Below are 26,922 nucleotides of genomic sequence, written 5' to 3' on the forward strand. Positions count from 1 at the left end.
CATCAGCTCCTGACCGAGGAGACGCGCCTTATCTGGAAGGTCCTGCGAGCGGCGACCAGGCCGGCCATCGTCGAGAGCACGCAGGGCCGACGAATTTCCGGCATGAGGATCGGCCTTGCCGCCCATGACCTCGTGACCAGCAGCGGGATGCTGCTGAAGCGAGGCGGTGTCCAACGTCTGCGTCTGGCCGCCGCGCCCCCAACCGGTCAGATGCGGGACAAGCTTTAGCCGAGCGCAGGCGAAGACCCCCGGCCGCCCGGCCAGGGGTCTTCTCGTCCAGTTCCTCTCGAGCCGCAGATCCGTGGTTTCTCCTTGGCGATGGCGGTTGGTTCGCGGCGCGGGGGGCGGCGGAACGGCAGGCCTGCCAGTGCTGCGCGCAGAAGCGGGACGCCGCCCGTCCGGCCGCCGCGCGTCGCTGCTGCGCGCCGCCACTCCCAAGCGGCGCTGCGAGCCTCGGCTGTCTCCCCGCATGGTCCCGTACCTTCACGCGGTGCTGCGGAACGCCCTCCAGCACGCCGTTCGCGAGGAGCTGGTGCAGCGCAACGTCGTCAAGCTCGTGCAGGTCCAGACTCCCCGGTACCGGGTCGGCCAACGCGGACTGTCCGTCGCCGAGGCCAAGAAGCTCCTGGACATCGTCGGGCACAGTGCCCTGGACGTGACCATGAACATTTATGCGCACGCCGACATGACCGAGAAGCGAGCCGCTCTGGACCAGCTGGGGGGCCTGCTCGCCGACGACGAGTGACGGGCCCGTTGCCGTCAGCGTTGCCGTCAGAGACACGAAACGCCCTGGAGGGGAGATCCCCTCTGGGGCGTTTTTGCTGGTGGCAGCTGGCGCCCCCGGCAGGACTCGAACCTGCGGCCAAGCGCTTAGAAGAGAGCTGAGTGCTTCCGCTCACCTAAGCCTTTGACCTGCAGGCTTAGCGACATTGGTCTACGTGTTGCGGCCAACTTAGCCGGGTATTCACCGGAAGGGAGCATTCCATGGCGTCATCGGCGCCCGATGACTATCGTGCCGAAGAGGGCTGCAACACAGGGCTTCTCGATCGGACACCTTGGGCAGTCGTCGATGGTGCCCGGCTTGTTCAAGTTAGGGCTCGAACCGAACAATCTGGCACCTAGGGCGCATCGTGTCCCGGCAGCCTTGGAGCGGAGGCTTCCCAGCAATCACTGATTACCACGACGCCACGGTAGACGCCGTCGTGGGGAAGCATGCAGCACAGCACGCACCGCGACCCCGAAGTCAGCGGCGGCTGCTTCGAGCTGCTGCGGATTGCGCGCTTCATGGTAGTTGAAAACTGTCGTCATGAGCGTGTCGGTGGCGGTTACCACCTCCCTGCTGGGGTGTCGCTGCAGTGGGGCGGCGGCAGCTACGACAGCTTCGAGTTTCGGTGTGATACCAGCCGAGGCCGTCCTTGACTGGTGTCGTTCGTGGGCCAGGAACCAGCCTGCACCGCCCAGGGCAGCGGCTATCTCGCGTCGGTCGGAGCCCCTGACGAACGAAGCTGGGGCGAGTCCAGTTACCGCAGCCAGGAGGAAAGTGCGCCCCTGTTCCTTCCAGTTACTCCAAAGGACCCGGTCCGCTTCGACCACCGCGCGAAGCCCGGCAACGGCGACTAGCATGGCGTCGAACTGGGCGCCAAGGTTGTCCCGTTCTTGCTTGGCTTCGGTATTGGCGGTTACGCGAGAGTTAACGAGCGCAGTAAGGCCGGCACCAAGAGCGACGGAAGCAAGCGTTCCGCCGGTGGTGATCAGAGTGTTGACATCGATATGCACGACGACATAGTTGCGATCACTGGCAGCGGGCGGTGGCCCTGTTGCGGAGCCGTGACATGCTGGATTCCCCACAGTGACGAAGTCCGAGCTTGCTAGGCAAATATCTTCCGAGGCTGACCACGGTCGAACACGGCTGGTGAATGCGGTCGCGGCACACTGTCCTCGGGGTATGCCGAGCAGGTAGCCGCAGGCTATGGGTAGTGGCGGTTTGTGGTCACGCTCCACACCGCCATGTTTCTTTGGCCAGTAGTGTAGCTATCTGCTGCACGCAGGTAACTGCCATGGCGCCTCGTCTGGCAATCTCTTGAGGGGTTGTCCTGGAAAGTCGAGCACGAGCCGAAATGGAGTTGCCGTGCATAGCAACACCCCTTAGGGCGGCTAGCTCCATCAGTTCTGTTGTGCCTACGTGGCGAATGCTGGATAGTTGTAGTACCCCATCCCCCTCGACCCTTTTGAACGTCTTTTTGTTGACTACCACGCCGAGCGGATGGAGCATCTTCTCCATGTATTTCACGCCTGCACCATGGTTGTTCTTAACCATGAGAGTGAAATAGGCCCTCACGTGGTCATCCCAGGCTTTAGTGAGAAGCAGTGGGTCTTTCTCCAGAAGTGCTTTTGCTGGGATTATGTCCAACTCTGGCGCTAGGCCATTGAGGCGAGCGCGATAGTGAAGCACGCAGTTCAATAGGACCGGATGTGTCTTGTAGTGAAGTGTTACATCGCGGGCGTTTTCGAGAATGGCGTCCACAACGTCTTCCAACGTCGACTCGATCTCGGCGTGCAGTAGGCCGACATAAGCGCACGCTGCATCCAAGCCATTAGAATTCCAACCGGGGGTGGATAGCAGCGGATCGATAAATCGACCGCGAAGCCGCATCTCACGCAAACGCGTGCGCGTTGCCAACCGGTGTAGTCTCCGAGATTTCACCGTCGAGTGACCGCCTCTACGGACGAAGGGCAGAGGTTCGTGCCAGATCCGGAAGATCGGCTCGCTCAATTACGACACCCACGGCTTCGGCCCATGCCGCTACCCGCCCCAAGACCGCGTCAGGTGTTTTAGTTGTTGCTTCGAACCAGCCGCTGACCTCTGAATCTTGCATTAGCCCTATGAAGGCTTCTCGCAGGTCTTCCGTACGTCCGCTTGCCGCTTGACGCACTTCCTGGTGCCGGAAGGTCAAGATCATAGAGTCGAAGATTGCCCTGTTGAACCGTCCTGTCGGGCGACCTGAGTCGTAGCGCTGGAAGGCGGCTTCACCGAAAATCTCGTACGTGAAATCAATTGCGTCAAGAATGCCCTTAACGACTTCGGAGATCTGCTTCTCCGTCTTGGGATTCCAGCGCGTGTTCAAGCTGCGAGTGGTGCTATCGAGGAACTTTTTAAGGTTTCCCCTATATTTAGACAGAAAGCAGGAGAATGCGATTCCTCGGAGAAGGATCTCGGCATCGCGGAGCCTGAAGTCCGGTTCGCGAATATTTAGAATTCGCTGAATCTGGGCGGCGCCTGCGGAAGCCTCGTCCAAAAAACGCGTGAACGGCCCGGCTAGCAATGATCGTCGCAACTCGTGGGTGGACAGAGGGGTCACTTGGCTGTTCAGGCGGTGGAAGACGAATTGCAGGACCTCATCGCGCTGCCAGTTCCGCATGACCATCGTACGGATAGGCAAATTCATAAAACGGCTAAATTCCGTGATGCTTTCCACCTCGGAAAATCTAAGGCCGTTTAGTTCCTTCAGGGTCTCAAGGCCTCGAAGCTTTAGCGTCTTATCGAGCGCGAAACGCTTAATTGCGCCAAGTCTCTGCTTCCCGTCGATGACGATGTACTGGTGCGGGCGAGTGTTATTCCTCGGAAGCTCGGCAAGGGTGATGGGTGGGACAGGGCAGCCGAGGAGCAACGACTCGATGTAGAGAGAGGAGCGGACGTCATTCCATGCCGACCTCCGCTGAAATGGTGGGTCGACTTCAAACACGTCACGGGAGATCTGCTCCAGTAGCGCACCAGTGGTCCAGTCGGTTGCCCACACGACCGTTTCAGGCAGGAACTCACGCGTGGCGTCGCGCAGTTCGTCGTCTTCGCTCTCCTCTTGCCAGAGCATGTGCACCCTCAATCCGCTGCAATATGTACGTCTTCGTCCGCAGAAGCACCTGCCTAGGGGCGTCATTACGTCGCTCAGGGGTGCTACATGATCGGAATCTAGCACCTGTGCGGGCACCGTTGGGTGTCCCTTGCAGATGCATCAACTCAGCTGGCTTGTCTAGGTTGGTGCACGGCTCCGGCTTGGAGCCGGGTCCGCTAGCGATGAAAGATTCGGTACCTGCTGCCGGCGCCCTGGCGAGCCAGGTCGGGCTGGGAGGGGCCTTTGGCGCCTGGGTCGACTGCTGTAACACGCCGGGGTGCACCTCCCCGAGTGTTGCAGCCTCTCGATGCTCGGACACCCCGGACAGTTTCCCTTCCCACTGTCCGGGGTGTTGGCGCAGGTGAACGCCATAGCCGGACAGGTGGACAGGGTGGACACCTTCCAGCACGGTCCGTCGGACCGGGACACTTCGTCCGGGTTCTGCCTCGTGCAGTGCCACACGCTGGTCATGATGGCGGGAGGGTTGAGATTGCTTACCCAGTCTCGCCGCGTCGGTACCGTGAAAGGCGCCCCTACTCAGCAGCGGGAGGCAACACCCCATGCGTGGTCTTGGAGATCACCTCAGCATCGGCGAGCGCATCGCGTTTTACCGTAAGCGCCGCGGCTACACGCAAGAGGTGCTGGCCGGCCTGGTCGGTCGGAGCACTGACTGGCTAGCGAAGATTGAGACCGGTCGTAGAAAACCACCCCGCATCGACATGCTCGCGGAGCTGTCGCGCATCATGCGTGTGCCGCTTGGAGATCTGCTCGGACAGACCGTCCTCATGGAAGACGAGCGTCAACAGGACGACGTGCCTGCTGTGCGCGACGCGCTCATGAGCCCGCGCAGGCTCTCCCGTCTTCTCTTCGGCCCGGACGCCGAGACTCAGCTCCCGACGCCTGTTCCTGTAGCAGTTCGCGTGGAGCGTGCGTGGAATGACTACCAGTGCGGTCGGCTCAGTAGCGTCATCGCAGCACTGCCCACCCTGCTTCAGACAGCCCAGGAGCTGGAGGAGCGAGCGGCGCGCCGCGGCGAAGACCGTGGGGACTGCTGGGCTGTATCGGCACGCACTCACCACCTTGCGGCTACGACACTCGCCAAGATTGGTGAGTCGGACATCTCGTGGCTCGCGGCCGAGCGCGCGATGCGAGCCGCCGACGAGTCGGACGACCCGCTCGTGTTGGCGTCCGCCGCACGTTCCGGTACGCACGCCTTGCTGGCCAACGGGCGCTATGACGACGCCCTCGAACTGGGCAACACGGCCGCAGCTTGGCTGTCGTCTCAGGTAACCGATCACAACCCGGCGGCGCTCAGCCTGCTGGGGATGATCCACCTGCGTGCTGCCGTCGCGGCGGCGCGCCATCAGGACCGGCCGACCGCAACGGCGCTGTTGAGCCGGGCCGAGGAACTTGCGAACGATCTCGGCTCGGATGAGAACTACTGGCAAACCGGTTTCGGACCGACGAACGTGCTACTCCACCGCCTGTCCATTGAGCTAGACCTCGACAACGTCTCGTACGTTGTTGAACACGGCCGGATCAACGTCGACCACATGCCGCAGGAACGCAGCGTCTCCCACCGCATCGACTTTGCGCGCGCTCTGTCGCTCGCTGGGCAGGGGGATGACGCCTTCGCAGAGCTGGGTAAGGCGGAGCGCACGTCGCCGCAGCTCGTACGCAACAATCCTAGGGTGCGCGAGACGCTGCGGGACCTGATCAAGCGGTCTCCGGTGACGGGCGGCTCGCGTTCGTCGGACGTATTCGCGATGGCTCAGCGTTGCAGGGCGGTTCAGTGAGTTCACGCAAGCGTGGGGTGCTCGGAGTCGTCGGCTCGGCGGCCGGGGGCGTAGAAGCGTTGCGTACCGGCCTCGTAGGGCCCGCGATTGGCCGCGGATGGCAGGTGGCCGTCACGCTCACGCCGACCGCAGGTCAGTGGCTGCGTACGAGCGGCGAGCGTGAGCGGTTGGAGAAGCTGACTGGCCTACCTGTGCGAGACGAGCCGCGCCTTCCCGGCGAGGCCCGGCCGCATCCGCCGGTTGATTGCTACGTCGTCGCCCCCGCTTCCGCCAACATGGTCGCCAAGCTCGCGACTGGCCTGATGGACAACCAGGCGCTGACGCAGGTTGGTGAGGCGATCGGAACCCTTGGCCTCCCAGTCGTCGTCTTCCCGCGGGTGAACGCGGCGCACGCTCGCCACCCGGCTTGGCAACGGCACATCGACGCTCTGCGTGCTGGAGAGGTGCATCTGGTCTACGGTCCGGAGGTCTGGCCGCTGTACGAGCCGAGGGACGCGCCGGCCGGGCGGGAGCTGCCGTGGACGGCGGTACTGGACGCCGTAGATGAGGCTGTTCGATGATGGCCGTCAACGGATCTGATTTGCAAGAAAAGAGGACCCGGACAGTCTGTCCGGGTCCTTTGCTGTTCCCGATTGCATGCTCATTGGCATGTCAGGGAGCAATGAGCGAAGCGGTGAGCCGGGAGGCCTGAGCCCTGCTGAACTCGCTGGGATCAAGGCGAGCTTGAGCGAGGCCCGCGCCGTGGTTGAACGACTTCTCAACCGTGCGGACAGGCTGACTGCCCAGGTGGAGTCTCGCCACCGACGAGCCGCTCAAGGCGATCAAGCCGCTCACCGAGCGTACGGAGCGTGTCATGAATCGCGCTGAGCTCAGCGGAGAGGGCGGTAAACGCTGGGCTGCTGCCAGGCTCGGTTCCGAGCGGCACCGACGGGTCTCGAACGAAGGTGCCGCGGCCCTGCTGAGTAAGCACGAGCCCCTCGTCACGGAGCTGCCCGTATGCGCTCTGCACTGTCATGAGTTGCACACCGAGGTCTTTGGCGAGCTTGCGAGCCGCTGGCAACTGAGCGCCCGGTGCGTACGTGCCGTTAGGGCCCGTGATCTTCGCGCGGAAATCAGCGGCGATCTCCTTGGCCGTGGGCGTCTGCTTGGGCGCTTCTGGGCTCTGCTCCATGGCTCCGAGAGTAACCGGACCAGGTCAATCTCCATTGCTCCGCAGGTCTCCTTGACAGTCAGATTGACATAGGTCAATCTGAGGTTCTGTGGCGCTGGGACTCCCCAGCAAGGTCGCCTGGCGCCGCGGTTCTCCCTGCTCCTTCGATTCAGGAGAGCACCATGCGCATGTACATCGGCCGTCAAGAGGCGGTCTCAGCAGAAGACTTCGTAGAGCTCGCCCTCGGCACCCCGATTGAGCTGTGGCTCGGGGCGGAGGGGGAGAGCGAGACGGAGCGCTCGGCCCGATTGGATGCGGCGCGCGACATCCTCGCCGACCCGGAGTACAACGACCTGCCGGACCTCGTGGCCCGCATCACCGCCGAGGTGATCGAGGCACACGCCCCGGAGCTGTTCAACGTCGTCCAGCTGGCACGCCCGGCCAAGCGCCGCTGGCCCTCCCGGAAGGGAGCGGCGGCATGACGACCGTAGCCAAGACGGAACGGCCGGCGGTTCCGCCGCTGACGAAGCCAGAGGTGGGCCTTGCCGGGCTGGGGGCGCTGGCCGCCGCGGGGGTCGGCGCCCTGGGGCTCATCGCCTCGCTCGACGCGGTTTCCTCTGCGGCCGCGCGGTGGGGCTTCGGCGAGCCGTGGATGCTGCCGGTCGGTATCGACGTGGCTATCCCGGTGTTCACCGTGGCCAACCTGCTGCTGATCCGGATGGACATGGCGTTGGCGTGGGTGCGGTTTGTGCCCTGGGCCCTAACGCTCGTCACCTGCGGCCTGAACATCGCCGCCGGACATGGCCTGTGGGCGAAGGTGGCCCACGGCACGATGCCGCTGCTGTGGGTGGTGTTTTCCGAGATCGGCGCCCATGTCTACGCCGTCCGCATCGGCGCCGCCACAGGCCGGCGGATGGAGAAGGTGCGGTTCTCCCGCTGGATGCTCGCCCCCTTGTCGACCTTCGCTCTGTGGCGACGGATGACGCTGTGGGAGATCACCTCCTACTCCGAGGCTCTTAAGCGGGAGCGTGAGCGGCAGTTGGCTCGCGCCCGGCTGCGAGAGCGGCACGGGCGACGGTGGCGGTCGATGACCCCGCGCCCGGAACGCGTGCTGCTGAGGCTGGGCGAGCTGGCCCCGGCGAGCGAGGACGTCTCGCCCATGCCGCCACAGCCGACGGAGAGGCCACAGCCGGAGGCGACCAAGGCGCCGCGCAAGCGCCCGGCTGGCACCAAGGGCAAGGCCAAGGCCACGAAAGCGCCGCGGACCCCAGCGGAACTGCTCGCCGAGGCACGTGAGGCCACGGACGACTGGGCCGATGACGCGATCAACGCGGAAACCATCCGGACCACGCTGCACTGCTCGGCTGCCAACTCCCGTGCGCTGCGGGACCTGCTGCTGAACGAGCGCGCCGAAGGGCGCCGTCTGCACTCCGTCGACGGTGACTCCGAGGAGGCTGCGGCGTGAACACCTTAGTGACCATGTTGGCCGCAGCGGGGCCGGTCGCCTCCGGCTGGACGGCGCACGCACTGTGGATGCGGCGGCGTCTGAGCGTCGCCCGCCGTGATCCGCTGACCGGGCTGCGGACGCGCGAGGCGTTCACCCGTCGCGCCACGACTCTGCTGCGGGACCCGCGCGCTGTCGTGGTCCTGGCCGACGTGGACCGCTTCAAGCAGATCAACGACACCTTCGGCCACGCGGCCGGAGACGCGCTGTTGAAAGCGACTGCGGAACGGCTCGCCTACCACGTCGGCCGCTCCGGCGTGGTCGGACGACTCGGAGGCGACGAGTTCGCCGCCGTCCTAACCGACGACTACGGCACCGCCGCCGACATGCTTGCCGTCCTGCACGGCGTGCTCGCCCGTCCGGTCGACGGCCAGGACCCGGCCGTCCACACCACCGTCTCCCTCGGCTGGGCGCGCGCGACCGACTTCCCCGGCGAGGACTTGTCCGCTCTGCTGAGGCGAGCCGATGAGGCGATGTACGCGGCCAAGCAGGCGCGTGCTGGCACCCGCCGAGCGGGGCTGGGGCGGCTGTTCGCCACGGTCACCGGGCGGCGCGCCGGCCGCTCCGGGGCTCGGGCTGACGCTCCGGCTGTAGAGGTGGCCGCCTAATGTCCGCCTACGGCAGGTGCTTCGACCCGTCCGGTTCCCGGTTCGGCATCCCTACGTACCCGTGGCGCTTCGCCCCTGACGGCTACGCCACCCGCCGCCAACTCCGCGCGGTCGGACTGCGGCCCGGCGGGCAGCCCGTTGCAGCGCAGTTGATGCGCAGCCGACGCGGCCGCAACGCCGGGGTGCAGGTCGCCCATCTCTACCGCGTGGACCGCGCGAAGCCGGTCCGGCCCATGACCTCGCGCAAGTGGGGCGCGGTCGCCCTGGCGATGCTTGCCCGCCGTACCTGCCCGCAGTGCCAGACCACCTACAGCTACTGCATCCCGACCTCGCTCGGCATGTGCGTGCCCTGCGCCTACCCCGAGGAACAGCGCGCCGCCTGATCAGTACGGGGCCCGGTCTCAAACCGACCAAAGCAGCGGCCGGGCCCCGCATCCCTCCCGAGAGAAGGAACCCCCAGTGAAACACCCCGACGACGACAACGAACTCTTCAACCGGCTCGAAGCCGAGATGACCGCCGACACCGGCCCCGACTCCGGCGGTGAGGTAGTCGACCTCGACAAGGCCCGATCCGCTCGTGAGCAGTCGGCCGACGCGAGCGCCCCGACCCGTGACGGGAAGTCGGCCGACTCGCCCGGACACGAGTCGGGCGAGGAGTCGGCCGACCCGACCCGGCGTGTGATGGTCGACCAATCGGCACCGGTCGTGGCCGGTCCTGGCTACCTGGGGCGGCTGGCCGCCGCCAGGCGCCGTGACGTGGTCCCGCTGTGGCTGCGCTCGGTCGCCGAACTGAAGACCGCGTCCGCGTGGGTGGCCCGGCACTACACCCACGCCGCCGCCTACCACGCCCTCCGCTCACCCGTGTACGCCGCGCGCCTGACCGTGCAGGCTCCGACCGGGCTGGCGCGGTTCGTGGGCGGCTCGATGCGGTGGGTCGCCGACCGCGAGGGGGAGCCGGTACGGCTGGCCGCGGTGCGCCGCGAGGACGCCGCCGAGTACCTGAAGCTGTCGAGGCAGCGTGACGGCCGTGTCCGGCTGCGGACCCTGGTCGCCGTGCTGGCGATGTTCGTCGGCATCGGCGCCGCGCTTGCCATCTACGTCCTGGCCCCCGACTGGCTGCAAGTTCTCTCGGTCAGCGCCCTGGTGCTCGCGCTCGGCTACAACGGCCGCAAGGCCGACGCCCCGCTCATCCACCGAGCCGTGGAACTGCCCAAGGCCACCAAGCTCACCAGTGACATCGTGCTGCGGGCCCTCGGCTCCCTGGGTATCCCGGCGATCAATCAGGTGCAGGGCAAGGGGCGGGACGGGTTCGAGTTCACCGCCCCGATCACCCGCGACGGCCCCGGCTGGCGCGCAGAGGGCAACCTGCCCTACGGCGTGACGGTCACGGACATCATCGAGCGCCGTGAACGCCTCGCCTCCGGCCTACGCCGCCCCCTCGGCTGCGTCTGGCCCGAAGCGGTCCCCGACGAGCACACCGGGCACCTGGTGCTATGGGTCGGTGACCAGGACCTGTCCAAGGCGAAGAAGCCCGCATGGCCGCTGGCCAAGACCGGGACGGTCGACCTGTTCAAGCCCGTCGCCTACGGCACCGACCAGCGCGGACGCTGGGTCGAGGTCACCCTGATGTACATCGCCGGAGTGATCGGCGCGATCCCCCGTATGGGAAAGACCTTCCTTCTGCGGCTGCTGCTGCTCATCGCCGCCCTCGACCCCCGCGCCGAGCTGCACACCTACGACATGAAAGGCACCGGCGACCTCGACCCCGTCGGCGACGCCGTCTCCCATCGCCACGCGGCCGGGGACGACGCCGAGTTCATCCAGTACGCCCTCGCCGACTGGCGGGCGCTGCGCGAAGAACTGCGTCGCCGCACCAAGGTGATTCGCTCCCTGCCCCGGGACATCTGCCCCGAATCCAAGGTGACCAGCCAGCTCGCCGACAAGCGCTCCCTGGGTCTGCACCCGATCGTGGTCGGGGTGGACGAGTGCCAGGTGCTCTTCGAGCACCCCGAGCACGGCAAGGAGTTCGAGGAGATCGCCACCGACCTGGTCAAGCGCGGCCCCGCGACCGGCATCGTGATGCTGCTGGCCACGCAGCGCCCGGACGCCAAGTCGCTGCCCACCGGCATCAGCGCGAACGCGTCCGCCCGGTGGTGCCTGAAGGTCATGGGCCAGACGGAGAACGACATGGTCCTCGGCACGAGCAGCTACAAGCGCGGCGTGCGGGCGACCATGTTCGCCTGGGGCGACAAGGGCATCCACTACTTCATGGGCGAAGGCGCGGACGCCCGGATCGTCTACGGCACGTTCGTGGACGCCCCCAGCGCCGCCGCCATCGCCGCCCGCGCCCGCACCCTGCGCGAAAAGGCAGGACTGCTGTCCGGCTACGCGCTCGGCGAGACACCGGAGGCCGTGACCGGCCCGGCCTACGACCTGCTGGCCGACGTGGCGGCGGTCGTACCGGAGAAGGAAGAGCGGGTGTGGAACGAGCGGATCGCCGCCCGCCTCGCCGACCTGCGGCCCGACGTGTACGGCGGCTGGAAGGGCGAGAACGTCACCAGCGCGCTCAAGCCGCACGGCATCCGCACCCGCGACGTGGCCGGCACGACGGACGACGGCACCCGCACCACACGGCGCGGCATCGCCCGTGCCGACCTCACGAAAGCCATTGCGGAGCGTAACCAGAAGCCGAGCGCCGCATAGGCCCGGCACGGTGCTACCGGTAGCACCCACACCTGCTACCGGTAGCACCCCCGCTAGCACCCCAAAGCGCCATCCATCTGCGATCTAGCGGATAGCACCCCACCTGCGGAAACCCCAGGAAACCGCCTGGAAGGGCCCCTCATGACCCCCATCTTCCTTGCTATCGCCTGCCTGATAGTTGTCACGCTCGGTTACAGCGGCCTGTGTGCGGCCTCACCGTTCGGCGACTGCCGCAAGTGCCACGGCATGGGCCACGCCCTCAAGCACGACCGCAAAGGCCACCTCAAGCGCGGCAAGGACTGCCGCCGCTGCCACGCCACCGGCAAACGCATCCGCGTCGGCCGCTGGCTCTACAACCGCTGGGCCCGCACCTACCGCGCCGGTACCACCGACTGAGCAGGCGACCGGCGACCGCCCGTCATGAGACGGACCCCGTCCCTAGCTGGGACCAGGCAGGCGCGGTCGCCGGTCAGTCGCCCCAAGCTTGCCAGCACCCGGGGCGCCCGAAGCGTAGCCATCCATCCGCCTCACCCGGAAGCGAGTTCTTCCCGATGGTCCTCAACATCTCCGCCGTGCTGCTGTTCGGCGCCGCGTCCGCCCTCGCCGTCAAGACCAAGTCCGCCGGGGGCGGCGCCGCCCTGGTGCTGTTCCTCTTCGGCTTCTTCACCGCCGGGACCGGCGCCTACGAGCCCATCCACAACCTCGTGCAGGCATCCGCCGAAGCCCTCTCCGCCCTCGGAAAGTGACGGGAGACCACGACGTGAACGAGCCCACGCACACCCCGTCCGCACACGACATGACGGCCCTGGAAGTGCACCGCCCCGTCCCCCTCGTGCCCTCGCCGGCGCCGCTCGCGCCCGTGCAGCTCGTCGGTGTCCCATCCGTGGCGAGGGTCGTCCTCCCGGACGGCCGTGTCGTCACCGGCTACGCCGTCGCCGCCGCACAGCCCGAGCCGGTCACCGCCAAGCCGGCCATCTCCCGCGCGGCGGTGAACGTCGCCCTGGGCGGCGTCGGGTTTCTCGCCGTGTGCGGCGGACTGTTCCTGCTCACCGCGTTCATCACCGCGCTGACCGCGCTGATCACCCAGCTCGTCTTCCTCGCCGCCGTCATCTTCGGCAGCTGGATCGCCGCGCAGGTCTTCGGCACGAGCGGCCACCGGGGCGGGACCACGGTCCACATCCGCAAGGCCGTCATCAAGCGCAGCCACTTCCACAGCTGATGGAGGGAACCATGTTCGAGGTTCGCGTCATCTGCGACCTGGCCGACACCGACCGCGTCACCGACGCTCTGTCCCAGGCATTCACTGTCGGCCGCATACGCCAGCACCTCACCCGTGACGGCAAGCGGCTGCGCCTGTACGTCACGGCCGATCACAGCACCCACACCGGGCCATGGCTGACACCGGTGAAGGCGTACGCGCTCGCCCCGAGCATCGTCAGCGAGATCGGCTGGACCGCCAGCCAGGCCGCCAACAAGCCGTTCGGCACCCGGCTGCCGCGTGACTTCTGGCTCCGCAAGGCGGCGCTGCTGGACCGCATCGCGCTGAACGACGAAGCCGAGGGCATCCCCGGCGACGCGGCCGAGGTCGCGGAGGAGGCGGCCGAGCGCCTGATGCGCCTGGACCACGCGGCCGTTGTCTGCGAGCCCCTCCACTACGTCCGCCAGCAGTACGCCCACTGGATCAATCACCAGTAGCAACGCCGCGGCGGCGGGACTCCCCAGCAAGGTCGCCCGCCGCCGCGGTTCTCCCTGCCCATCCGTAGACAGAACAGGAGAACCCCCAGGATGCCGCACCCGGACGGCTCTGCCCAGCTCACCGCCGCGCGTAACGCAGCGTCGCGTGACTGGCGCGTCTTCCCCCTCATCTCCGGCGACAAGCGCCCAGCCGTCTCCGACTGGGAAACCCGCGCCACCACCGACCCGGACCGCATCACCCGCGCATGGTCCGTGGCCGCCTTCAACATCGGAATCGCCACCGGCCCCTCCGGCCTGGTCGTCATCGACTTGGACAAGCCCAAGCACCTCGGAGACACCCCGCCGGCCGCCTGGGCCGAGCGCGGAGTCACCGACGGCGCCGACGTGCTGGCTGTCCTCTGCGAGCGCCACGGCCAGCCCTTTCCCGCCGACACCTACACCGTCCGCACCTGGAGCGGCGGCACCCACCTTTACTTCGCCGCACCCGAAGGCGAGCACCTGCGCAACACCGCCGGGGACAGTGCCCGCGGGCTGGGCTGGAAGGTCGACACCCGCGCGTGGGGCGGACTCGTGGTCGGCGCTGGCAGCATCTTCGATGGGCGCCCGTACGAGGTCACCCACGACGCTCCCGTAGCGCCTCTACCGGTCTGGCTCGCCGAACTCCTGCGCCCGGCCCCGCTGCCCCCGCAGACACCCATCACGGTCGCCCTCACCGGCCATGGACGCCGCACCGCCTTCCTGCGGTCCGCCATCAACGGCGAAGTCTCACGGGTCACCGGCTCCGGCCCGCACGAGCACAACAACGCGCTCTACATCGCCTCAGTCGCCCTCGGTCAACTCGTAGCTGGGGGAGAGCTGAGCGAGGCCGACGTCACCGGCTGGCTCCTCACGGCCGCGCTTCAGGTCGGCCAGGGCGAGCGCGAGGCGCGGCGCACCATCGCCTCCGGCATCCGGGCCGGAGCACGCCGCCCCCGGATGGTCGCCGCATGAGCGCCAACCCCATCCCGCCCCTGCACCTGTACTCCGTGCCCAGCGACCCGGAGACGGCACCCGCGGCGCCGCCGAAGCGGGAGCGGCCCCGGACCGCATGGACGGCCGATCAGCTCATGGCCGCGCACTTCCCCGAGCCGAAATGGGCCGTGCCCGGCATCCTCGCCGAGGGCGTCAGCGTCCTCGCCGGACCACCCAAGGTTGGTAAGTCCTGGCTCTCCCTCGGACTCGGCCTGTCCGTCGCGGCCGGCGGCAACGCATTCGACTCCGTACCCGTCCAAGGCGGCCCGGTTCTCTACCTCGCTCTAGAGGACACCCCGCGCCGTCTGCAGACGCGCATGGGCAAGCTCCTCGGTGGTCAGCCCGCGCCGGCCGGGCTGACCCTGGTCACCGAGTGCCCGCCCTTCCCCCAGGGCGGCGTGGAAGCCATCGCTCAGTGGCTGGAGCGCAACACCGACGCCCGCATGGTCGTCATCGACGTGTTCGCCAAGATGCGCGGCCAGGCCCCGGCCGGGGTGTCGGCGTACGACGCGGACTATGTGGCCGTCGGCTACGCCAAGCGGCTCGCCGACCACTACGGCGTGGCCGTCGTCCTGGTCCACCACGTCCGCAAGGCAGGCTCCGAGGACTTCCTCACCGAGGTCTCCGGCACCAACGGAATCGCCGGCGCCGCAGACGCCACCCTCGTACTCAAACGGGCTCGCGGCCAGGCGGACGGCATCCTCCATGTCACCGGCCGCGACGTGGACGAAGCCGAGTACGCCCTCAGCTTCCAGCCCGCCTCTGGCGCCTGGCACCTGCTGGAGGGTCCGGTCTCCGACCACACCGTCAGCGACACCCGCGCCACGATCCTGCGCTACGTCCGCACCCACCCTGGCGCGAAGCCGAAGGACATGGCGGGCGAGCTGCCGCAGGTCGACATCGACACGATCCGCCGCACCTGCAACCGCATGGCCGACGCCGGACAGCTCACGAAGGACCCTGGCGGCCGGTACTTCCCCGACACCGAGACCCGGACGCAGAGCACCCAAGAAGTGTCCGCACTGTCCGACTGTCCAGATGCCCGCTCTGACCTGCACCAAGAACCCGGACAGTTGGAATCGGGGCTGTCCGGCCTGTCCGGCCCGGAACGGGAAGGGAGCCGGCGGTGACGACGACCCTGTCGAGGGACGAAAAGCTCACGCTCACCGAGATCTGCAAGGACCTGAAGATCTCGCGATCCACCTTCTACGACTGGCGAGCGAAGGGGCGCGCCCCCCGTTGCATCAAGCTGCCCAACGGTGACATCCGGGTCCGGCGTAGCGATTACGAACACTGGTTGAGCGATCGGGAGGACGCCGCCTGATGGATGGCACGACGTACAACGTCAAGATCTGGAAGACGGCGGTCTACAAGGGCCAGCGAAAGACGACGCACACCGTGCGCTGGGAGTTGGACGGCAGGGAGTGGCGAGCACCGTTCGGGACGAAGGCACTCGCAGATGCCTTCCGCTCCGAGTTGGTGAGTGCCACACGCCGTGGCGAGGCGTTCAGTCTCTCCACGGGACGCCCGGTCTCGCACCAGTCCGGAGCGAGCGCGGTGAACTGGTACGACTTCGCGGTGCAGTTCACGGACGCTCAATGGCACCGAACCGGCGGGAACAACCGCAAGAACACGTCCAAGGCGCTCATGACGACCACCGTTGCCTTGCTCCGCACACCGCCAGTCGCGTTCCGGCCTGTCGACGTGCGCACGGCGCTACGGGAGTTCGCGTTCAACACGCGGCGCCGGCCGGACGCTCCGCCCGAGGTGGTCGCCATCTTGAAGTGGGTGGAACGCAACGCCCTGACCATGGCGGCCTGGGAGGATCCCGCCAAGGTCGAGGAGGTACTTCGGGCTCTGGACTCGAAGTTGGACGGTACGCGGGCCGCGGCGAGCTCGATCAAGCGCAACCGGCGAATCCTGAACGTGGCAATGGAGTACGCCGTCACACACCGTGTCCTGCGAGCTAACCCCTTGCCCAAGGGGAGAGGAGCGGCGCCCAAGACTTCCTCCGCAGTCGACAAGAGGTCTTTGCTCAACCCGGAGCAAGCGGCGCGCCTTCTGGGCTGGGTCCGCCGGCGCCCCCGCGGCGGCCAGAGGTTGCATGCCTTCTTCGCAACCATGTACTACGCCGGGCCGCGCCCGGAAGAAGTCGTCGCTATGCACGTGCGGGATGTCCGACTGCCGGACGAGGAAGCCGAAGATCAGTGGTGCGAGCTGATGTTTCACATGGCTCAGCCGGAGGTCGGCAAGAACTGGACGGATGACGGAGAGATCCACGAACAGCGCGGGCTGAAGGGGCGGGCCGCGGACGACACGCGAGTGGTGCCGGGCCACCCGTCACTGACACGCATCCTGCGCGCGCACATCCAGGCAGAGGAACTGAGGCCGGGCGACCTGCTCTTCCACGGTGAGAAGGGTGGCCTGCTCGCTGGCTCCGTCATCCGGAGAGCTTGGCGGACTGCTCGCGCGGAAGTGCTTTCGCCGGATGAATTCGCCTCACCGCTTGGCAAGCGGGTGTACGACCTGCGACACACCTGCCTGACCAACTGGCTGAACGACGGTGTCCCGCCGGCGCAGGTGGCTGAGTGGGCGGGCAACAGCGTCCCCGTTCTGCTGGCAATCTACGCCCGGTGCATCGCCGGGCAACTCTCAGATCTGAAGCAGCGGATCCTGGCCCGTGGGGACCTGCCCGTGATCGCTGACTGAGAGGGTTCGGTGCCGCGGTGGATAGTCATGGCCACCGCGGCACTGCTGTCAGTGCTGTTGTCTAGGCTCTCGTCACCAGACGAGACCAGGGGTGGGCTGTGCGAATCAAGGACCTGACCAGTGCGACGGCGGTGGAGAAGGCCCTCGCTGAGTACGACGAGTTGGGGGGTCAAGCCTTCCGGGATAAGTACGACTTCGGGCAGGCGATGCAGTACTACCTCAGCCATGGTGACAAGCTCTACGACGCTAAAGCGATCGCCGGCGTCGCTTACGGGTACCAGCACCCGAGCGGTCCACTGAAGAACTATGACCTCGATGGCGGTGAAGCAGGCGCGAACCCGGTGCTCAGGGCCATGGGGTTCAAGATCCTCAACAGCCATTCCGAGACCGCTGATGCAGAGCGGGAATGGCGTATGGCTGTATGGAAGAACCTGCTCGCACGCCGAGACAGCTCTGGTCTGGTGACTGCTGAAGCCGTTCGCTCGGTCGGCGCGTATGGCAACTACCGGGGTATTTGGTCGGATAAGACGCGAACGCGGAAGGTCCATCCCGATGGCGTGACCATCGGGCTCAAGCACACAGGTCAGCACTATCCGGATGATCTGGATGAGAATGGAGTGCTCTACCACTACCCGGTCACCCGGCAGCGGGGCCGTGACCTCGGTGAAGTAAATGCCACGAAGGCAGCTGCCACGCTTCGACTTCCCGTGTTCGTGATCACGGAGCACGGTGACCGCCGAGGTGTGCAGCTTGCTTGGGTGCAGGGCTGGGAGGATGAGAGCAGCCTCTTCTTGGTTAAGTTTGGTGTGACCCCGCCCGTTCAGGTCCTGGACCACGATCGGTCGGAGGAGCAGCCGTTCCAGCTCGAAGGCAACAGGCGCCGTCGACGGAACGGCGCCGTGGTCATACGGCCGGACCAGGCACGATTCAAGCTCGAAGTGTTCCAACGGTATGGCCCGCGCTGTCCGCTCTCAGGGATCGAGATCCCCCAGATGATTGAGGCCGCACATCTTCGGGGTGACGCTGACGGTGGAACCGCCGATGCGCGCAACGGTCTGCCCATGAACGCAGCGCTGCACAGGGCCTTCGACGCCCACCTGTTCGCCATCAACCCCGACACGCTGAGCGCAGAGGCGCGTCCTGGAGGGCCGAGCCTGGAGGACATGGGCATCTCGCACCCGAGGCTGGATCTGGACCGTCTGCCGCACCCGGAGGCCCTTCGGTGGCGCTACAGCGAGTGGCTGAGGTGCACCGGTCGGGAAGGCGCGGCGCCGGCTGATCGCTAGCCGGTCCCGAAGAACTTCTCCGCGTATTCACCGCAGCCACCCGCAGGAACCCGGTGACAGCCGGACAGCGCCGGACCCTCCCCGCGATCACCGGGGGCGGTCCGGCGTTCTTCTGCGTGCGGCGACACCCGCCCTGACCAGCAAAAAGCCCTCCCGATGGGAGGGCTGGGGATGGGCGCCCCCGGCAGGACTCGAACCTGCGGCCAAGCGCTTAGAAGGCGCCTGCTCTATCCACTGAGCTACGGGGGCCTGGTGGCGGGACAAGGATAAAGCTCCTCGCTCCCTGACCCTGTCGCCTCGCCTCCGTGGCTCGATGTGGAGGTTCGGTGAAGCGGTCCTGATAATCGCAGGCAGGTGCGAATCGTGCACCGCTTTTGGCCTCCGACGCACCGGGTGTTGTGCACTCGTTATGCCTGGACTGTGCCCTTGTACTAGTCATCCCTTACGTCCGGTCTGTCCCATCGGCGCGCTGAGATGTCCATATGCTTCAGAATTCCCCTAAAATTGGGCATTCTTCGCATGTGGTGACCTTGGACGTTCGGCCTCAGCTGCTCGACACACTCTCCGCTCTGCGCGACCGTGTCGCCGCCGCACGCTTTCCGCTGCCCCTGGCCGGGGCCCCACGCGCGCGTGCGAACCGCGACGAGCTCCTTGCGCAGCTCGACGACTATCTGGTGCCCCGGTTGAGAGATCCCGGCGCCCCCCTGTTGGCCGTCGTCGGCGGGTCCACCGGGGCCGGCAAGTCGACCCTCGTGAACTCCATCGTGGGGCGCAGGGTCAGCGAGGCGGGCGTGCTCCGGCCGACGACCCGGACACCGGTCCTGGTCTGCCATCCGGAGGATCATCACTGGTTCAGCGGCATGCGCGTGCTTCCCGACCTCACGCGCGTGTGGGGACCCCAGCCGGAGACGGGGGACGATCTGCTGCTCCCCGGCGAGGCCGCCCCGCGCGTACTGCGCGTCGAGACGGCCGAGAGCCTCCCGCGCGGCCTCGCCCTGCTCGACGCCCCCGACATCGACTCACTGCTGTCCGACAACCGCGTCCTGGCCGCCGAGCTGATCTGCGCCGCCGACATCTGGATCATGGTCACCACCGCCGCCCGCTATGCCGACGCCGTGCCCTGGCACCTGCTGCGTACGGCCAAGGAGTACGACGTCACCCTGGTGACCGTCCTCGACCGCGTCCCGCACCAGGTGGTCTCGGAGGTCTCCCGGCAGTACGGCGCCCTGCTCACCAAGGCCGGGCTCGGCGACGTACCCCGGTTCACCGTGCCCGAGCTGCCCGAGTCGGCCTGGGGCGCCGGTCTGCTGCCCTCCACCGCCGTGGCGGCCCTGCGGACCTGGCTGGTGCACCACGCGCAGGACCCCGCGGCCCGTGAGCACGTGATGGCCCGTACGGCGCACGGCCTGCTCGACTCGCTCAAGGCACGCATGCCCGAGCTGGCCGGCGCCGTCGCCGCTCAGTACGCCGCCGCGCTCCGGCTCACCTCCGCCGTCGAGAGCGCTTACGACGGCGAGCACGCGCGCGTGCGGGGCCGGCTGCAGTCCGGGGCCGTGCTCGCCGGGGACGCGCTCAAGCGCTGGCGTGCCTTCCCCCTGGACTGCACGGCGGGTGAACTGCTGGACGCCCTCGTCGAAAGCCTGGGCGCGCTGCTGCTGTGCGCCGTCACGGCCGCCGACGAGCGTGTCGACGAGGCGTGGCGGCGTGAGCCGGGCGCGGCCGCTCCGGGGCTCGCCGGCCGGCACACCTCCCCGGACAAGGCCGAACACCGCATCGGGCTCGCGGCGCGCCGTTGGCGGCGCGAGCTGGAGGAGTACGCCGAGGACGAGGTACGGGACATCGAGCGCAGCACCGCTCCCGACTCCGAGAGCGTCGCCGCGCTCGTCGCCACCGCGCTGCTGGGCGGGAGCCGGGCGCGCACCGCGGGCGAGCGGCTGGCCCAGCGGATCGGCGCCCACGGCGCGCTGCGGCTGCGTGACCGGGCGGAGCGCCTGCTCAACGACACCGTGGACCGCGTCGTGCACACCGAACGCGAACGCCGCCTCGCCCCGCTCGACGCCCTCGACGTCCGTGCCGAGCCCCAGGCGGAGCTCATCGCCGCGCTGTCCGTACTGCAGAAGGAGAGGTGAACGGTGACAGCCGTCACTGACCACGACCACACGGACCACACGGACCACACGGACAGGGACAGGGACAGGGGCAGGGATCAGGACCACAGGGACCACGACGATCACATGACTCACAGGGACCGCATGACGCACGTGGGCCCGTCGGAGAACGCCGGCCCCGCGCCTGCCGGCGCGGACGGCCGAGTCGGGGAAGAGGGCGACACGGTCGACGGCCGGACGCCGGCTGCCGGCGGCTCCGCGCTCGCCGCCCCCGGCGCCGCACGCGACGGGGACGCCGGTGACGGACCCGGGGCGAGGAGCAGGGTCAGGGTTACCGTGGACGGTCAACCGCTGGACGAGTGGGAGCCGGAGACGAACGGCCGGACGCACGCGCGCGTGCCCGCGAAGCGCGCCGACCGCCAGGAGGGCGCCCTCGCCCATGAAGGAGCCCCCGCCCGTGAAGGCGTCACCATCCAGGAGGGCGTACCCGTCCGCGCAGGTGGCGGCCACACGCGCGCCGGCCACCGGGAGAACGACCCGCACGCGCGCGTGGCGGGCGAGCGGACGGACCGCGGCGCCGGCGAGCCGCACGCGCGCGTGAAGGCCTCCGGCGGTGCGGCGGGCGCCGTGACCGACGGAGGGCCGCACCGTCCCGCGCAGGGCGACGGCGTAGCCGCCCGCGAGGCCGACGCGGACGCCGACGCGACCGACGCCTGGGACGACGGACTCATCGCCCGCCGGGTGACGGACATCGCTGAGCGCGTCTCCGTCCTCGACAAGCCCTCCCGCCCACCGGGTACCCACACCCCCGCGCCACTGGCGTACGACGGTCCCCTGCGCTCCCGGCTGGACGCGCTGCGCGAACTCGTCGGCCTGTCCCGCGCCCGCCTCGACACCCGTACCCTCGCCGAGGCCGGCCGGGTCCTGGACGAGGCGACCGCCCGCCGCAAGCTCTCCGGCGGGCACACCGTCGTCGCCATCGCGGGCGCCACCGGCAGCGGCAAGTCACAGCTCTTCAACGCCCTGGCGGGGGTGGCCATCTCGGAGACGGGGGTGCGGCGTCCGACCACCGCGGCGCCCATCGCGTGCAGTTGGAGCGACGGCGCGGCGGGCCTCATCGACCGGCTCGGCATCCCGGGGCGGCTGCGCCGGCGCCCCGTGCAGAGCGCGGAGGCCGAGGGGCAACTGCGCGGACTGGTCCTGGTCGACCTGCCCGACCACGACTCCGCGGCCGTGGAGCACCGCGAGCAGGTCGACCGCATCCTCAAGCTGGTCGACGCGGTCATCTGGGTGGTCGACCCGGAGAAGTACGGCGATGCCATGCTCCACGAGCGCTACCTGCGGCCCATGGCCGGCCACGCGGAGGTCATGTTCGTCGTCCTCAACCAGGTCGACCGGCTGCCCGGCGAGGCCGCCGACCAGGTGCTGGACGATCTGCGCCGGCTGCTCGACGAGGACGGTGTCGCGCTCGGCGAGTTCGGTGAGCCGGGCGCCACGGTGCTCGCGCTGTCCGCGCTCACCGGCGAAGGCGTCGGCGACCTGCGCGAGGCACTGGGCCACTTCGTGATGGAGCGCGGTGCGGCGGCCCGCCGGGTCGCCGCCGACCTGGACGCGGCCGCGGCCCAACTGCGGCCCGTCTACGCCACCGGCCGGCGCGTCGGCCTCAGCGAGGAGGCGCGCGAGGAGTTCGCCGCCCGGCTCGCCGACGCGGTGGGCGCCACCGCGGCCGGCGAGGCCGCCGAACGCGCCTGGCTGCGCAACGCCAACCGCGCCTGCGGCACGCCCTGGCTGCGGCTGTGGCGCTGGTACCAGGGCCGCGGCGGGCCCAGCACGGGCCGGATCGCGGTACGCCACCAGGCCGACGAGGAGGCCACGGCCCGCCAGCGTGTCGAGCAGGCGGTCCGCACGGTGTCCGATCGGGCCTCGGCGGGTCTGCCCACGCCGTGGGCGCAGGCGGTGCGGGAGGCGGCGGTACGCGGCTCGTACGGGCTGTCCGAGGCGCTGGACGAGCTGGCGGCACGGGCCGGACTGCCGCCGGGGCGGCCGCCCCGGCCGGGCTGGTGGCCGGGGGCGGTGCTGGTCCAGGCGGCCATGACCCTGCTGCAGGTCGTGGGCGGCCTGTGGCTGGTGGGACAGATCGCGGGGGTCATGGCGCCCAACCTGGGCGTGCCCGTGCTGCTGATGGTGTGCGGGATCGTCGGCGGGCCGTTCGTGGAGTGGGGCTGCCGGATGGCGGCCCGTGGTCCCGCCCGCCGGTACGGCCAGGACGCGGAACGCCGGCTGCGGGAGGCGGCCGCCGGCTGCGGCCGGGCCCGGGTGCTCGATCCGGTGGCCGCGGAGCTGCTGCGGTACCGGGAGGTGCGGGAGCAGTACGGCCGGGTGGCGCAGACGGGAGTGGGTGTGGGGTGAGACCCCCTCTTCCCGGCTGTCCTCACCCGGGTGGGTGACGGAGTTCTCCACAGCCCGGCGGCGGTCCACAGCGCTCAGCGGGCCCGGCCCGGCGGAGGCAGTCTGATCCCGCGGCGATCGTGCCGCGGGGCGGAAGCCTCCGTACGGGACGGGCCCGTACGCATGTCCGCCCGGCCGTGAGGGGCCGGGCGAAGGAGGGGTGCAGGATGAACGAGACCGTGGTGTGCGTGGTGGGCAACGTGGCGACTCCGCCGCTGTACCGGGAGACGGCGGCCGGCCCTTCGGCCCGGTTCCGGCTGGCGGTGACCGCGCGCTACTGGGACCGGGAGAAGAGCGCCTGGACGGACGGGCACACCAACTTCTTCACGGTGTGGGCCAACCGTCAGCTGGCCGTCAACGTGGCCGCATCGGTGGAGGTGGGGCAGCCCGTCGTCGTCCAGGGCCGGCTGAAGGTGCGCACGGAACCGCGCGACGGGCAACAGGGCCGCGCGTCGGCCGACATCGACGCGATGGCCGTCGGCCACGACCTGACGCGAGGCACCGCACTCTTCCGCCGAGCGGTCAGGCAGGAGGCTCCGGCGGCGGCCCGGCCGGAGCCGAACTGGGAGACGCCGGCCACCGGGGAACAGGGCGAACCACCCGCACAACCAGCCATGGCTGCAACGGCGGTGACGTGACGTCAGCGATACCCGCTGTCCCGCGCCGGCCGCACCACGGCTGTCGCGCCTTGTCGACAGGCGGCCACCGAGCGTGCCGAACTGGCGCTGAACAGGGTGTACTTGCCGACAAGCCCAGCCGGCGTGCCGTGTCGGCGATAACGATTCCGGATCGGATCGCCCCATGTGACGATCCGACCGGCAAGCGCGGTCCCCGTGATCCATAGGATGCCGGGCATGCCCCTCGGGGCAGCCGATTCTGCTGGTGGGACCGTCCCCCACATCCAACGGGTCCTGCTCGAAGGGGAATTCTGTGCTTGGTGCGTTCACTGGGTCCACTCGGTTCCGCGTGGCCCGCCTCGCGGCCGTGACGCTCGCGTCCGGTCTCGCGGCGACCACCGTGCTGCTCGGCGCGGGTGCGGCCGCGGCCGACGAGACACCGCAGACCCAGGGCGGCGCGACGGCGACGATAGGCGGCCTGAAGACCTACGGCCAGGCCGTGATCCACGAGGACGGCGGCGACCAGCAGGTGTCCGCGGGCCTGTTCGAGATGTCCGTGGACGGCGGCGGAACCCTGCAGACGTACTGCGTCGACATCCACAACCCCACCCAGCGCGACGCCCGCTACCAGGAGACGCCCTGGAGCGGGACCTCGCTGGGCGCGAACAAGGACGCCGGCAAGATCCGCTGGATCCTGCAGAACTCCTACCCCCAGGTGAACGACCTCGCCACACTCGCCCAGCGGGCGGGCGTGAGCGGGCTGAGCGAGGAGGACGCGGCCGCCGGCACCCAGGTGGCCATCTGGCGGTACTCGGACGGGGCCAAGGTCGACGCCGTCGACCCGCAGGCCGAGAAGCTCGCGGACTACCTGGAGAAGAGCGCCCGCGACAGCGCCGAGCCGCAGGCCTCGCTGACCCTGGACCCGCCCGCGGTCTCCGGCCGCCCGGGCGACCTGCTCGGACCGGTGACCGTGCACACCAACGCGCGCGGCGTGACGGTCAGCCCGTCGGCGGGCGCGGGTGCGAGCGGGGTACGGATCATCGACAGGACCGGCAACGTGATCACCTCGGCGAAGGACGGCAGCCAGCTCTTCTTCGACGTTCCCGAGGGCGCCGCGGACGGCTCCGCCCAGCTCACCGTCCAGGCCTCCACCACCGTCCCGGTGGGCCGCGCCTTCGCGTCCGAGAGCCGCAGCCAGACCCAGATACTGGCCGGCTCCAGCGAGTCCACGGTCTCGGCGACCGCCGGCGCCACCTGGGCGGAGAAGGGCGCCCTGGCGGTGTCGGCGCGGAAGGACTGCGCCAAGAACGGCGTCGACGTCACCGCGGCCAACAAGGGCGACCAGCCCTTCACCTTCGAGCTGATGGGCGCCGAGCACACCATCCCGGCCGGGGCCTCGCGCACGGTGACGGTGCCGCTCCAGGAAGACCAGCCCTACGACTTCACGATCACCGGGCCGAACGGCTTCGGTCACCGATTCACCGGTGTCCTCGACTGCAAGACCCAGGGCACGGTCACCACCGAGTCCACCCAGACCCTGAGTGAACCCAGCCCCGCGACGATCGGCGGCGGCAGCACCGTCTCCTCCGGCACCGACCTCGCGGCCACGGGCAGCTCCGCGATCACGCCGATGATCGCCGGTGTGGCCATCGGACTCGTGGTCATCGGCGGCGCGGTGCTGGTGATGCTGCGCAGGAAGGAAACGCAGGCGGGCGAGTGAGGTCCGGGCGCGCCGGTACCTCCTGACCTCGCCCGCCGGGCGGGATGCGCGGCTGCGCCGGTCAGCCGGCGCCCGGGGGCGCGGCCTGGCGCGGACCGGTCTCCTCGGGCTGCGCCACGCACATGGCCCAGATGGCGACGCCGGCAAAAGCGATCATCAGGGTGGACCAGAGCGGGGAGTAGGGCAGGGAGAGGAAGTTGGCGAGGATGATCAGGCCGGCGATGACGATGCCGGAGATCCGCGCCCACTTCGTCGTCTGGAACAGCCCCAGGCTGACCACCACGGCGACGGCGCCCAGAATGAGGGTCACCCAGCCCCAGCCGGTCAGGTCGAACCGGAAGACGTAGCCGGGCGTCGCGATGAACACGTCGTCCGCGGCGATCCCCATGATGCCGCGGAAGATGTCGATCACTCCAGCGATCATCAGCATGACGGCGGCGAAGAGCATCAGCCCGCCGGCCCATTGCTGCTTACGGGCCTCTGTGGTGTGTGTCGTGGTCATGTCTCAGCCTCGATCGAGTACGTCCGGCGATTGCGTCCGGTGATCAGTGAGGATGCTTCCCTTCGTCCTTCCCCGGGCGTAGACAGGCGTTCCATGTTCCAGACTGCGCTCGCTCGGGACCGGCGTCCTCACTCGGTGCGGGTGATTCCACTCCGGCCGTCCGGCTGACGCGCGCCGTCATTCGGGGGTGCCTACGCTTGACTCGCAACCGCCGTGCACTCAGGGGGGTTCCCGCATCCAGCGGGTGGCGGACCGGGTGGCGGACCGACCCTGGGGCAGCACGCATGAACGACGGCAGGAAGACACCCCGCCCCCCACTGAACGCCGTGCGATGGCGTGCCGACCAGGCGTGGCAGGGCGCGTTCCGGCGTTTCGAGGAGAGCGGGCCGGGCCGGCTGTGGACCCGGCTCTCGGCGGTGGACTTCTTCGGGCACTCCTTCCAGCTGGCCGCGCTGGCGCTCCTGTGCTTCTTCCCGTTCCTGATCATCCTCACGGCGGCGGCCGGGCAGGACACGGCCGCGGTCGTCGCCGGCTGGCTGGGCCTGGACCAGCAGGCGGCCCAGGCCGTGGCGACCCTGTTCGCACCCACCACGAATTCGTACACCCTGACCGGAACGAGCGCCGTACTGCTCCTGCTCGGAGTCCTCGCCGTGGCAGGCACCCTGCAGAGCTGGTACCGGATGCTGTTCGACGTCCCGGAGAACGCGAGATGGAAGGCCACGGCCCGGCTCACCTGGCTCGCCGGTCTGTTCGCCTACGCGGCCGCGCAGGCCGCGTTCGGCAGGGTGCTGCACGGCTGGCTCCTGATCGGGCTGACCGGCTTCGCCTGGGCGGTCGTCTTCTGGTGGGGAAGCATGTACGCGCTGCTCGCCGGAACGGTGCCCTGGCGCGCACTCTTCCCGCCGGCCCTGGTCACCAGCGTCTGCTGGACCGGCCTCGGCGTCTTCTCCGCCCACTACTTCTCCGCGGCGATCGTGGAGAACGAGCAGAAGTACGGTCCCATCGGCGTCGTCATGGTCATCCTGTCCTGGCTGGTCGCGGTCGGTGTCGTGATCCACCTGGGTGCGATCGTCGGCCGGGCGCTCCGGTGAGACGGCACGCCTCCGGCCGGGCGCTCCGGTGAGACGGCACGCCCTCCGGTCGGCCACCGTGCCGTGCCCGACCCGTCCGGCGGC

28 protein-coding genes and 1 tRNA gene are annotated in these 26,922 nt (G+C 68.8%); 23 read left to right on the forward strand and 6 right to left on the reverse strand.

Annotation, left to right across the window (positions count from 1 at the left end):
- Positions 1-228, forward strand: a 228-nt coding sequence (locus tag ACFQ9Z_RS03725) for a hypothetical protein (RefSeq protein ID WP_383010337.1), incomplete at its 5' end; no start/stop codon positions are given.
- 241 nt (positions 229-469) lie between these two features.
- Positions 470-745 carry a hypothetical protein gene (locus ACFQ9Z_RS03730; RefSeq protein ID WP_383010339.1) on the forward strand — a complete coding sequence of 92 codons (276 nt, stop codon included), beginning with the start codon at positions 470-472 and terminating at the stop codon, positions 743-745.
- A gap of 422 nt (positions 746-1,167) precedes the next feature.
- Here ACFQ9Z_RS03730 and ACFQ9Z_RS03735 read toward each other — a convergent pair whose 3' ends face one another.
- The 3 genes from ACFQ9Z_RS03735 to ACFQ9Z_RS03745 all read right to left on the reverse strand — a co-directional run bounded on the left by ACFQ9Z_RS03735 (position 1,168) and on the right by ACFQ9Z_RS03745 (position 3,869).
- On the reverse strand, positions 1,168-1,776 hold the full coding sequence (locus ACFQ9Z_RS03735; RefSeq protein ID WP_383010341.1) for a hypothetical protein: 609 nt from the start codon (positions 1,774-1,776) through the stop codon (positions 1,168-1,170).
- A gap of 214 nt (positions 1,777-1,990) precedes the next feature.
- Positions 1,991-2,524, reverse strand: a complete 534-nt coding sequence (locus tag ACFQ9Z_RS03740; protein WP_383010343.1) for a hypothetical protein — start codon at positions 2,522-2,524, stop codon at positions 1,991-1,993.
- 196 nt (positions 2,525-2,720) lie between these two features.
- Positions 2,721-3,869 (reverse strand): DUF262 domain-containing protein, encoded by a 1,149-nt coding sequence (locus ACFQ9Z_RS03745; protein ID WP_383010345.1) that lies wholly within the window; start codon positions 3,867-3,869, stop codon positions 2,721-2,723.
- Positions 3,870-4,450: 581 nt separating this feature from the next.
- Here ACFQ9Z_RS03745 and ACFQ9Z_RS03750 point away from each other — a divergent pair.
- Both ACFQ9Z_RS03750 and ACFQ9Z_RS03755 read left to right on the forward strand, forming a co-directional pair.
- Complete coding sequence (locus ACFQ9Z_RS03750) at positions 4,451-5,686, forward strand: helix-turn-helix domain-containing protein (RefSeq protein ID WP_383010347.1); 1,236 nt, start codon at positions 4,451-4,453, stop codon at positions 5,684-5,686.
- Between the two features lie 17 nt (positions 5,687-5,703).
- A complete protein-coding gene (locus tag ACFQ9Z_RS03755) occupies positions 5,704-6,246 on the forward strand; it encodes a flavoprotein (RefSeq protein ID WP_383011785.1) in 543 nt (180 codons plus the stop codon).
- A gap of 197 nt (positions 6,247-6,443) precedes the next feature.
- On the opposite strand, the gene ACFQ9Z_RS03760 is transcribed toward ACFQ9Z_RS03755, so the two are convergent.
- Positions 6,444-6,857, reverse strand: a complete 414-nt coding sequence (locus ACFQ9Z_RS03760) for a GntR family transcriptional regulator (RefSeq protein WP_383010349.1) — start codon at positions 6,855-6,857, stop codon at positions 6,444-6,446.
- A 161-nt stretch (positions 6,858-7,018) separates the two neighbouring features.
- On the opposite strand from ACFQ9Z_RS03760, the gene ACFQ9Z_RS03765 reads away from it, so the two are divergent.
- The 14 genes from ACFQ9Z_RS03765 to ACFQ9Z_RS03830 all read left to right on the forward strand — a co-directional run bounded on the left by ACFQ9Z_RS03765 (position 7,019) and on the right by ACFQ9Z_RS03830 (position 18,352).
- Positions 7,019-7,318, forward strand: a complete 300-nt coding sequence (locus tag ACFQ9Z_RS03765) for a hypothetical protein (protein WP_383010351.1) — start codon at positions 7,019-7,021, stop codon at positions 7,316-7,318.
- Positions 7,315-8,301: a DUF2637 domain-containing protein gene (locus ACFQ9Z_RS03770; protein WP_383010353.1), complete on the forward strand. Its 987-nt coding sequence runs from the start codon at positions 7,315-7,317 to the stop codon at positions 8,299-8,301. Before ACFQ9Z_RS03765 ends, ACFQ9Z_RS03770 begins: the two co-directional genes overlap by 4 nt.
- Positions 8,302-8,315: 14 nt before the next feature.
- On the forward strand, positions 8,316-8,948 hold the full coding sequence (locus tag ACFQ9Z_RS03775; RefSeq protein WP_383010355.1) for a GGDEF domain-containing protein: 633 nt from the start codon (positions 8,316-8,318) through the stop codon (positions 8,946-8,948).
- Positions 8,948-9,331 carry an RRQRL motif-containing zinc-binding protein gene (locus tag ACFQ9Z_RS03780; RefSeq protein ID WP_383010357.1) on the forward strand — a complete coding sequence of 128 codons (384 nt, stop codon included), beginning with the start codon at positions 8,948-8,950 and terminating at the stop codon, positions 9,329-9,331. The genes ACFQ9Z_RS03775 and ACFQ9Z_RS03780 overlap by 1 nt, the downstream gene beginning before the upstream one ends.
- A 76-nt stretch (positions 9,332-9,407) precedes the next feature.
- Positions 9,408-11,651 (forward strand): cell division protein FtsK, encoded by a 2,244-nt coding sequence (locus tag ACFQ9Z_RS03785; RefSeq protein ID WP_383010360.1) that lies wholly within the window; start codon positions 9,408-9,410, stop codon positions 11,649-11,651.
- A gap of 141 nt (positions 11,652-11,792) precedes the next feature.
- Positions 11,793-12,047, forward strand: a complete 255-nt coding sequence (locus ACFQ9Z_RS03790; protein WP_383010362.1) for a hypothetical protein — start codon at positions 11,793-11,795, stop codon at positions 12,045-12,047.
- A 155-nt stretch (positions 12,048-12,202) separates the two neighbouring features.
- Complete coding sequence (locus ACFQ9Z_RS03795; protein WP_350843087.1) at positions 12,203-12,397, forward strand: hypothetical protein; 195 nt, start codon at positions 12,203-12,205, stop codon at positions 12,395-12,397.
- 50 nt (positions 12,398-12,447) lie between these two features.
- Entirely contained in the window at positions 12,448-12,870 is a 423-nt protein-coding gene (locus ACFQ9Z_RS03800) for a hypothetical protein (RefSeq protein ID WP_383011788.1), read from the forward strand.
- Positions 12,871-12,881: 11 nt separating this feature from the next.
- Complete coding sequence (locus ACFQ9Z_RS03805; protein ID WP_383010365.1) at positions 12,882-13,346, forward strand: hypothetical protein; 465 nt, start codon at positions 12,882-12,884, stop codon at positions 13,344-13,346.
- 90 nt (positions 13,347-13,436) lie between these two features.
- Positions 13,437-14,336, forward strand: coding sequence for a bifunctional DNA primase/polymerase (locus tag ACFQ9Z_RS03810; RefSeq protein ID WP_383010367.1), 900 nt, complete (start codon positions 13,437-13,439; stop codon positions 14,334-14,336).
- Positions 14,333-15,487, forward strand: coding sequence for an AAA family ATPase (locus tag ACFQ9Z_RS03815; RefSeq protein WP_383010369.1), 1,155 nt, complete (start codon positions 14,333-14,335; stop codon positions 15,485-15,487). The genes ACFQ9Z_RS03810 and ACFQ9Z_RS03815 overlap by 4 nt, the downstream gene beginning before the upstream one ends.
- The gene (locus ACFQ9Z_RS03820; RefSeq protein WP_383010371.1) at positions 15,484-15,681 is read left to right on the forward strand and encodes a helix-turn-helix transcriptional regulator; all 198 of its coding nucleotides are present in this window, start codon (positions 15,484-15,486) and stop codon (positions 15,679-15,681) included. The genes ACFQ9Z_RS03815 and ACFQ9Z_RS03820 overlap by 4 nt, the downstream gene beginning before the upstream one ends.
- The gene (locus tag ACFQ9Z_RS03825; RefSeq protein WP_383010373.1) at positions 15,681-17,066 is read left to right on the forward strand and encodes a tyrosine-type recombinase/integrase; all 1,386 of its coding nucleotides are present in this window, start codon (positions 15,681-15,683) and stop codon (positions 17,064-17,066) included. Before ACFQ9Z_RS03820 ends, ACFQ9Z_RS03825 begins: the two co-directional genes overlap by 1 nt.
- Before the next feature lie 98 nt (positions 17,067-17,164).
- Entirely contained in the window at positions 17,165-18,352 is a 1,188-nt protein-coding gene (locus ACFQ9Z_RS03830) for an HNH endonuclease (protein ID WP_383010375.1), read from the forward strand.
- A 176-nt stretch (positions 18,353-18,528) separates the two neighbouring features.
- Here the strand turns inward: ACFQ9Z_RS03830 and ACFQ9Z_RS03835 are convergent.
- Positions 18,529-18,601 (reverse strand) — tRNA-Arg (locus ACFQ9Z_RS03835).
- Between the two features lie 272 nt (positions 18,602-18,873).
- On the opposite strand from ACFQ9Z_RS03835, the gene ACFQ9Z_RS03840 reads away from it, so the two are divergent.
- From ACFQ9Z_RS03840 to ACFQ9Z_RS03855, 4 genes are all read left to right on the forward strand, one after another.
- Positions 18,874-20,481 (forward strand): dynamin family protein, encoded by a 1,608-nt coding sequence (locus tag ACFQ9Z_RS03840; protein ID WP_383010377.1) that lies wholly within the window; start codon positions 18,874-18,876, stop codon positions 20,479-20,481.
- 105 nt (positions 20,482-20,586) lie between these two features.
- Positions 20,587-22,869: a YfjP family GTPase gene (locus tag ACFQ9Z_RS03845; protein WP_383010379.1), complete on the forward strand. Its 2,283-nt coding sequence runs from the start codon at positions 20,587-20,589 to the stop codon at positions 22,867-22,869.
- 206 nt (positions 22,870-23,075) lie between these two features.
- Positions 23,076-23,546, forward strand: a complete 471-nt coding sequence (locus tag ACFQ9Z_RS03850; protein ID WP_383010381.1) for a single-stranded DNA-binding protein — start codon at positions 23,076-23,078, stop codon at positions 23,544-23,546.
- Between the two features lie 328 nt (positions 23,547-23,874).
- The gene (locus ACFQ9Z_RS03855; RefSeq protein ID WP_383010383.1) at positions 23,875-25,245 is read left to right on the forward strand and encodes a Cys-Gln thioester bond-forming surface protein; all 1,371 of its coding nucleotides are present in this window, start codon (positions 23,875-23,877) and stop codon (positions 25,243-25,245) included.
- Positions 25,246-25,306: 61 nt separating this feature from the next.
- On the opposite strand, the gene ACFQ9Z_RS03860 is transcribed toward ACFQ9Z_RS03855, so the two are convergent.
- A complete protein-coding gene (locus tag ACFQ9Z_RS03860; RefSeq protein WP_383010385.1) occupies positions 25,307-25,747 on the reverse strand; it encodes a hypothetical protein in 441 nt (146 codons plus the stop codon).
- 326 nt (positions 25,748-26,073) lie between these two features.
- Between ACFQ9Z_RS03860 and ACFQ9Z_RS03865 the strand changes: the two genes are divergently transcribed.
- Entirely contained in the window at positions 26,074-26,838 is a 765-nt protein-coding gene (locus ACFQ9Z_RS03865) for a ribonuclease BN (RefSeq protein ID WP_383010387.1), read from the forward strand.
- Positions 26,839-26,922: the final 84 nt, after the last annotated feature.

The sequence above is a fragment of the Streptomyces sp. NPDC056580 genome, from assembly GCF_042793175.1.
In the GTDB taxonomy this organism is placed as follows: domain Bacteria; phylum Actinomycetota; class Actinomycetes; order Streptomycetales; family Streptomycetaceae; genus Streptomyces.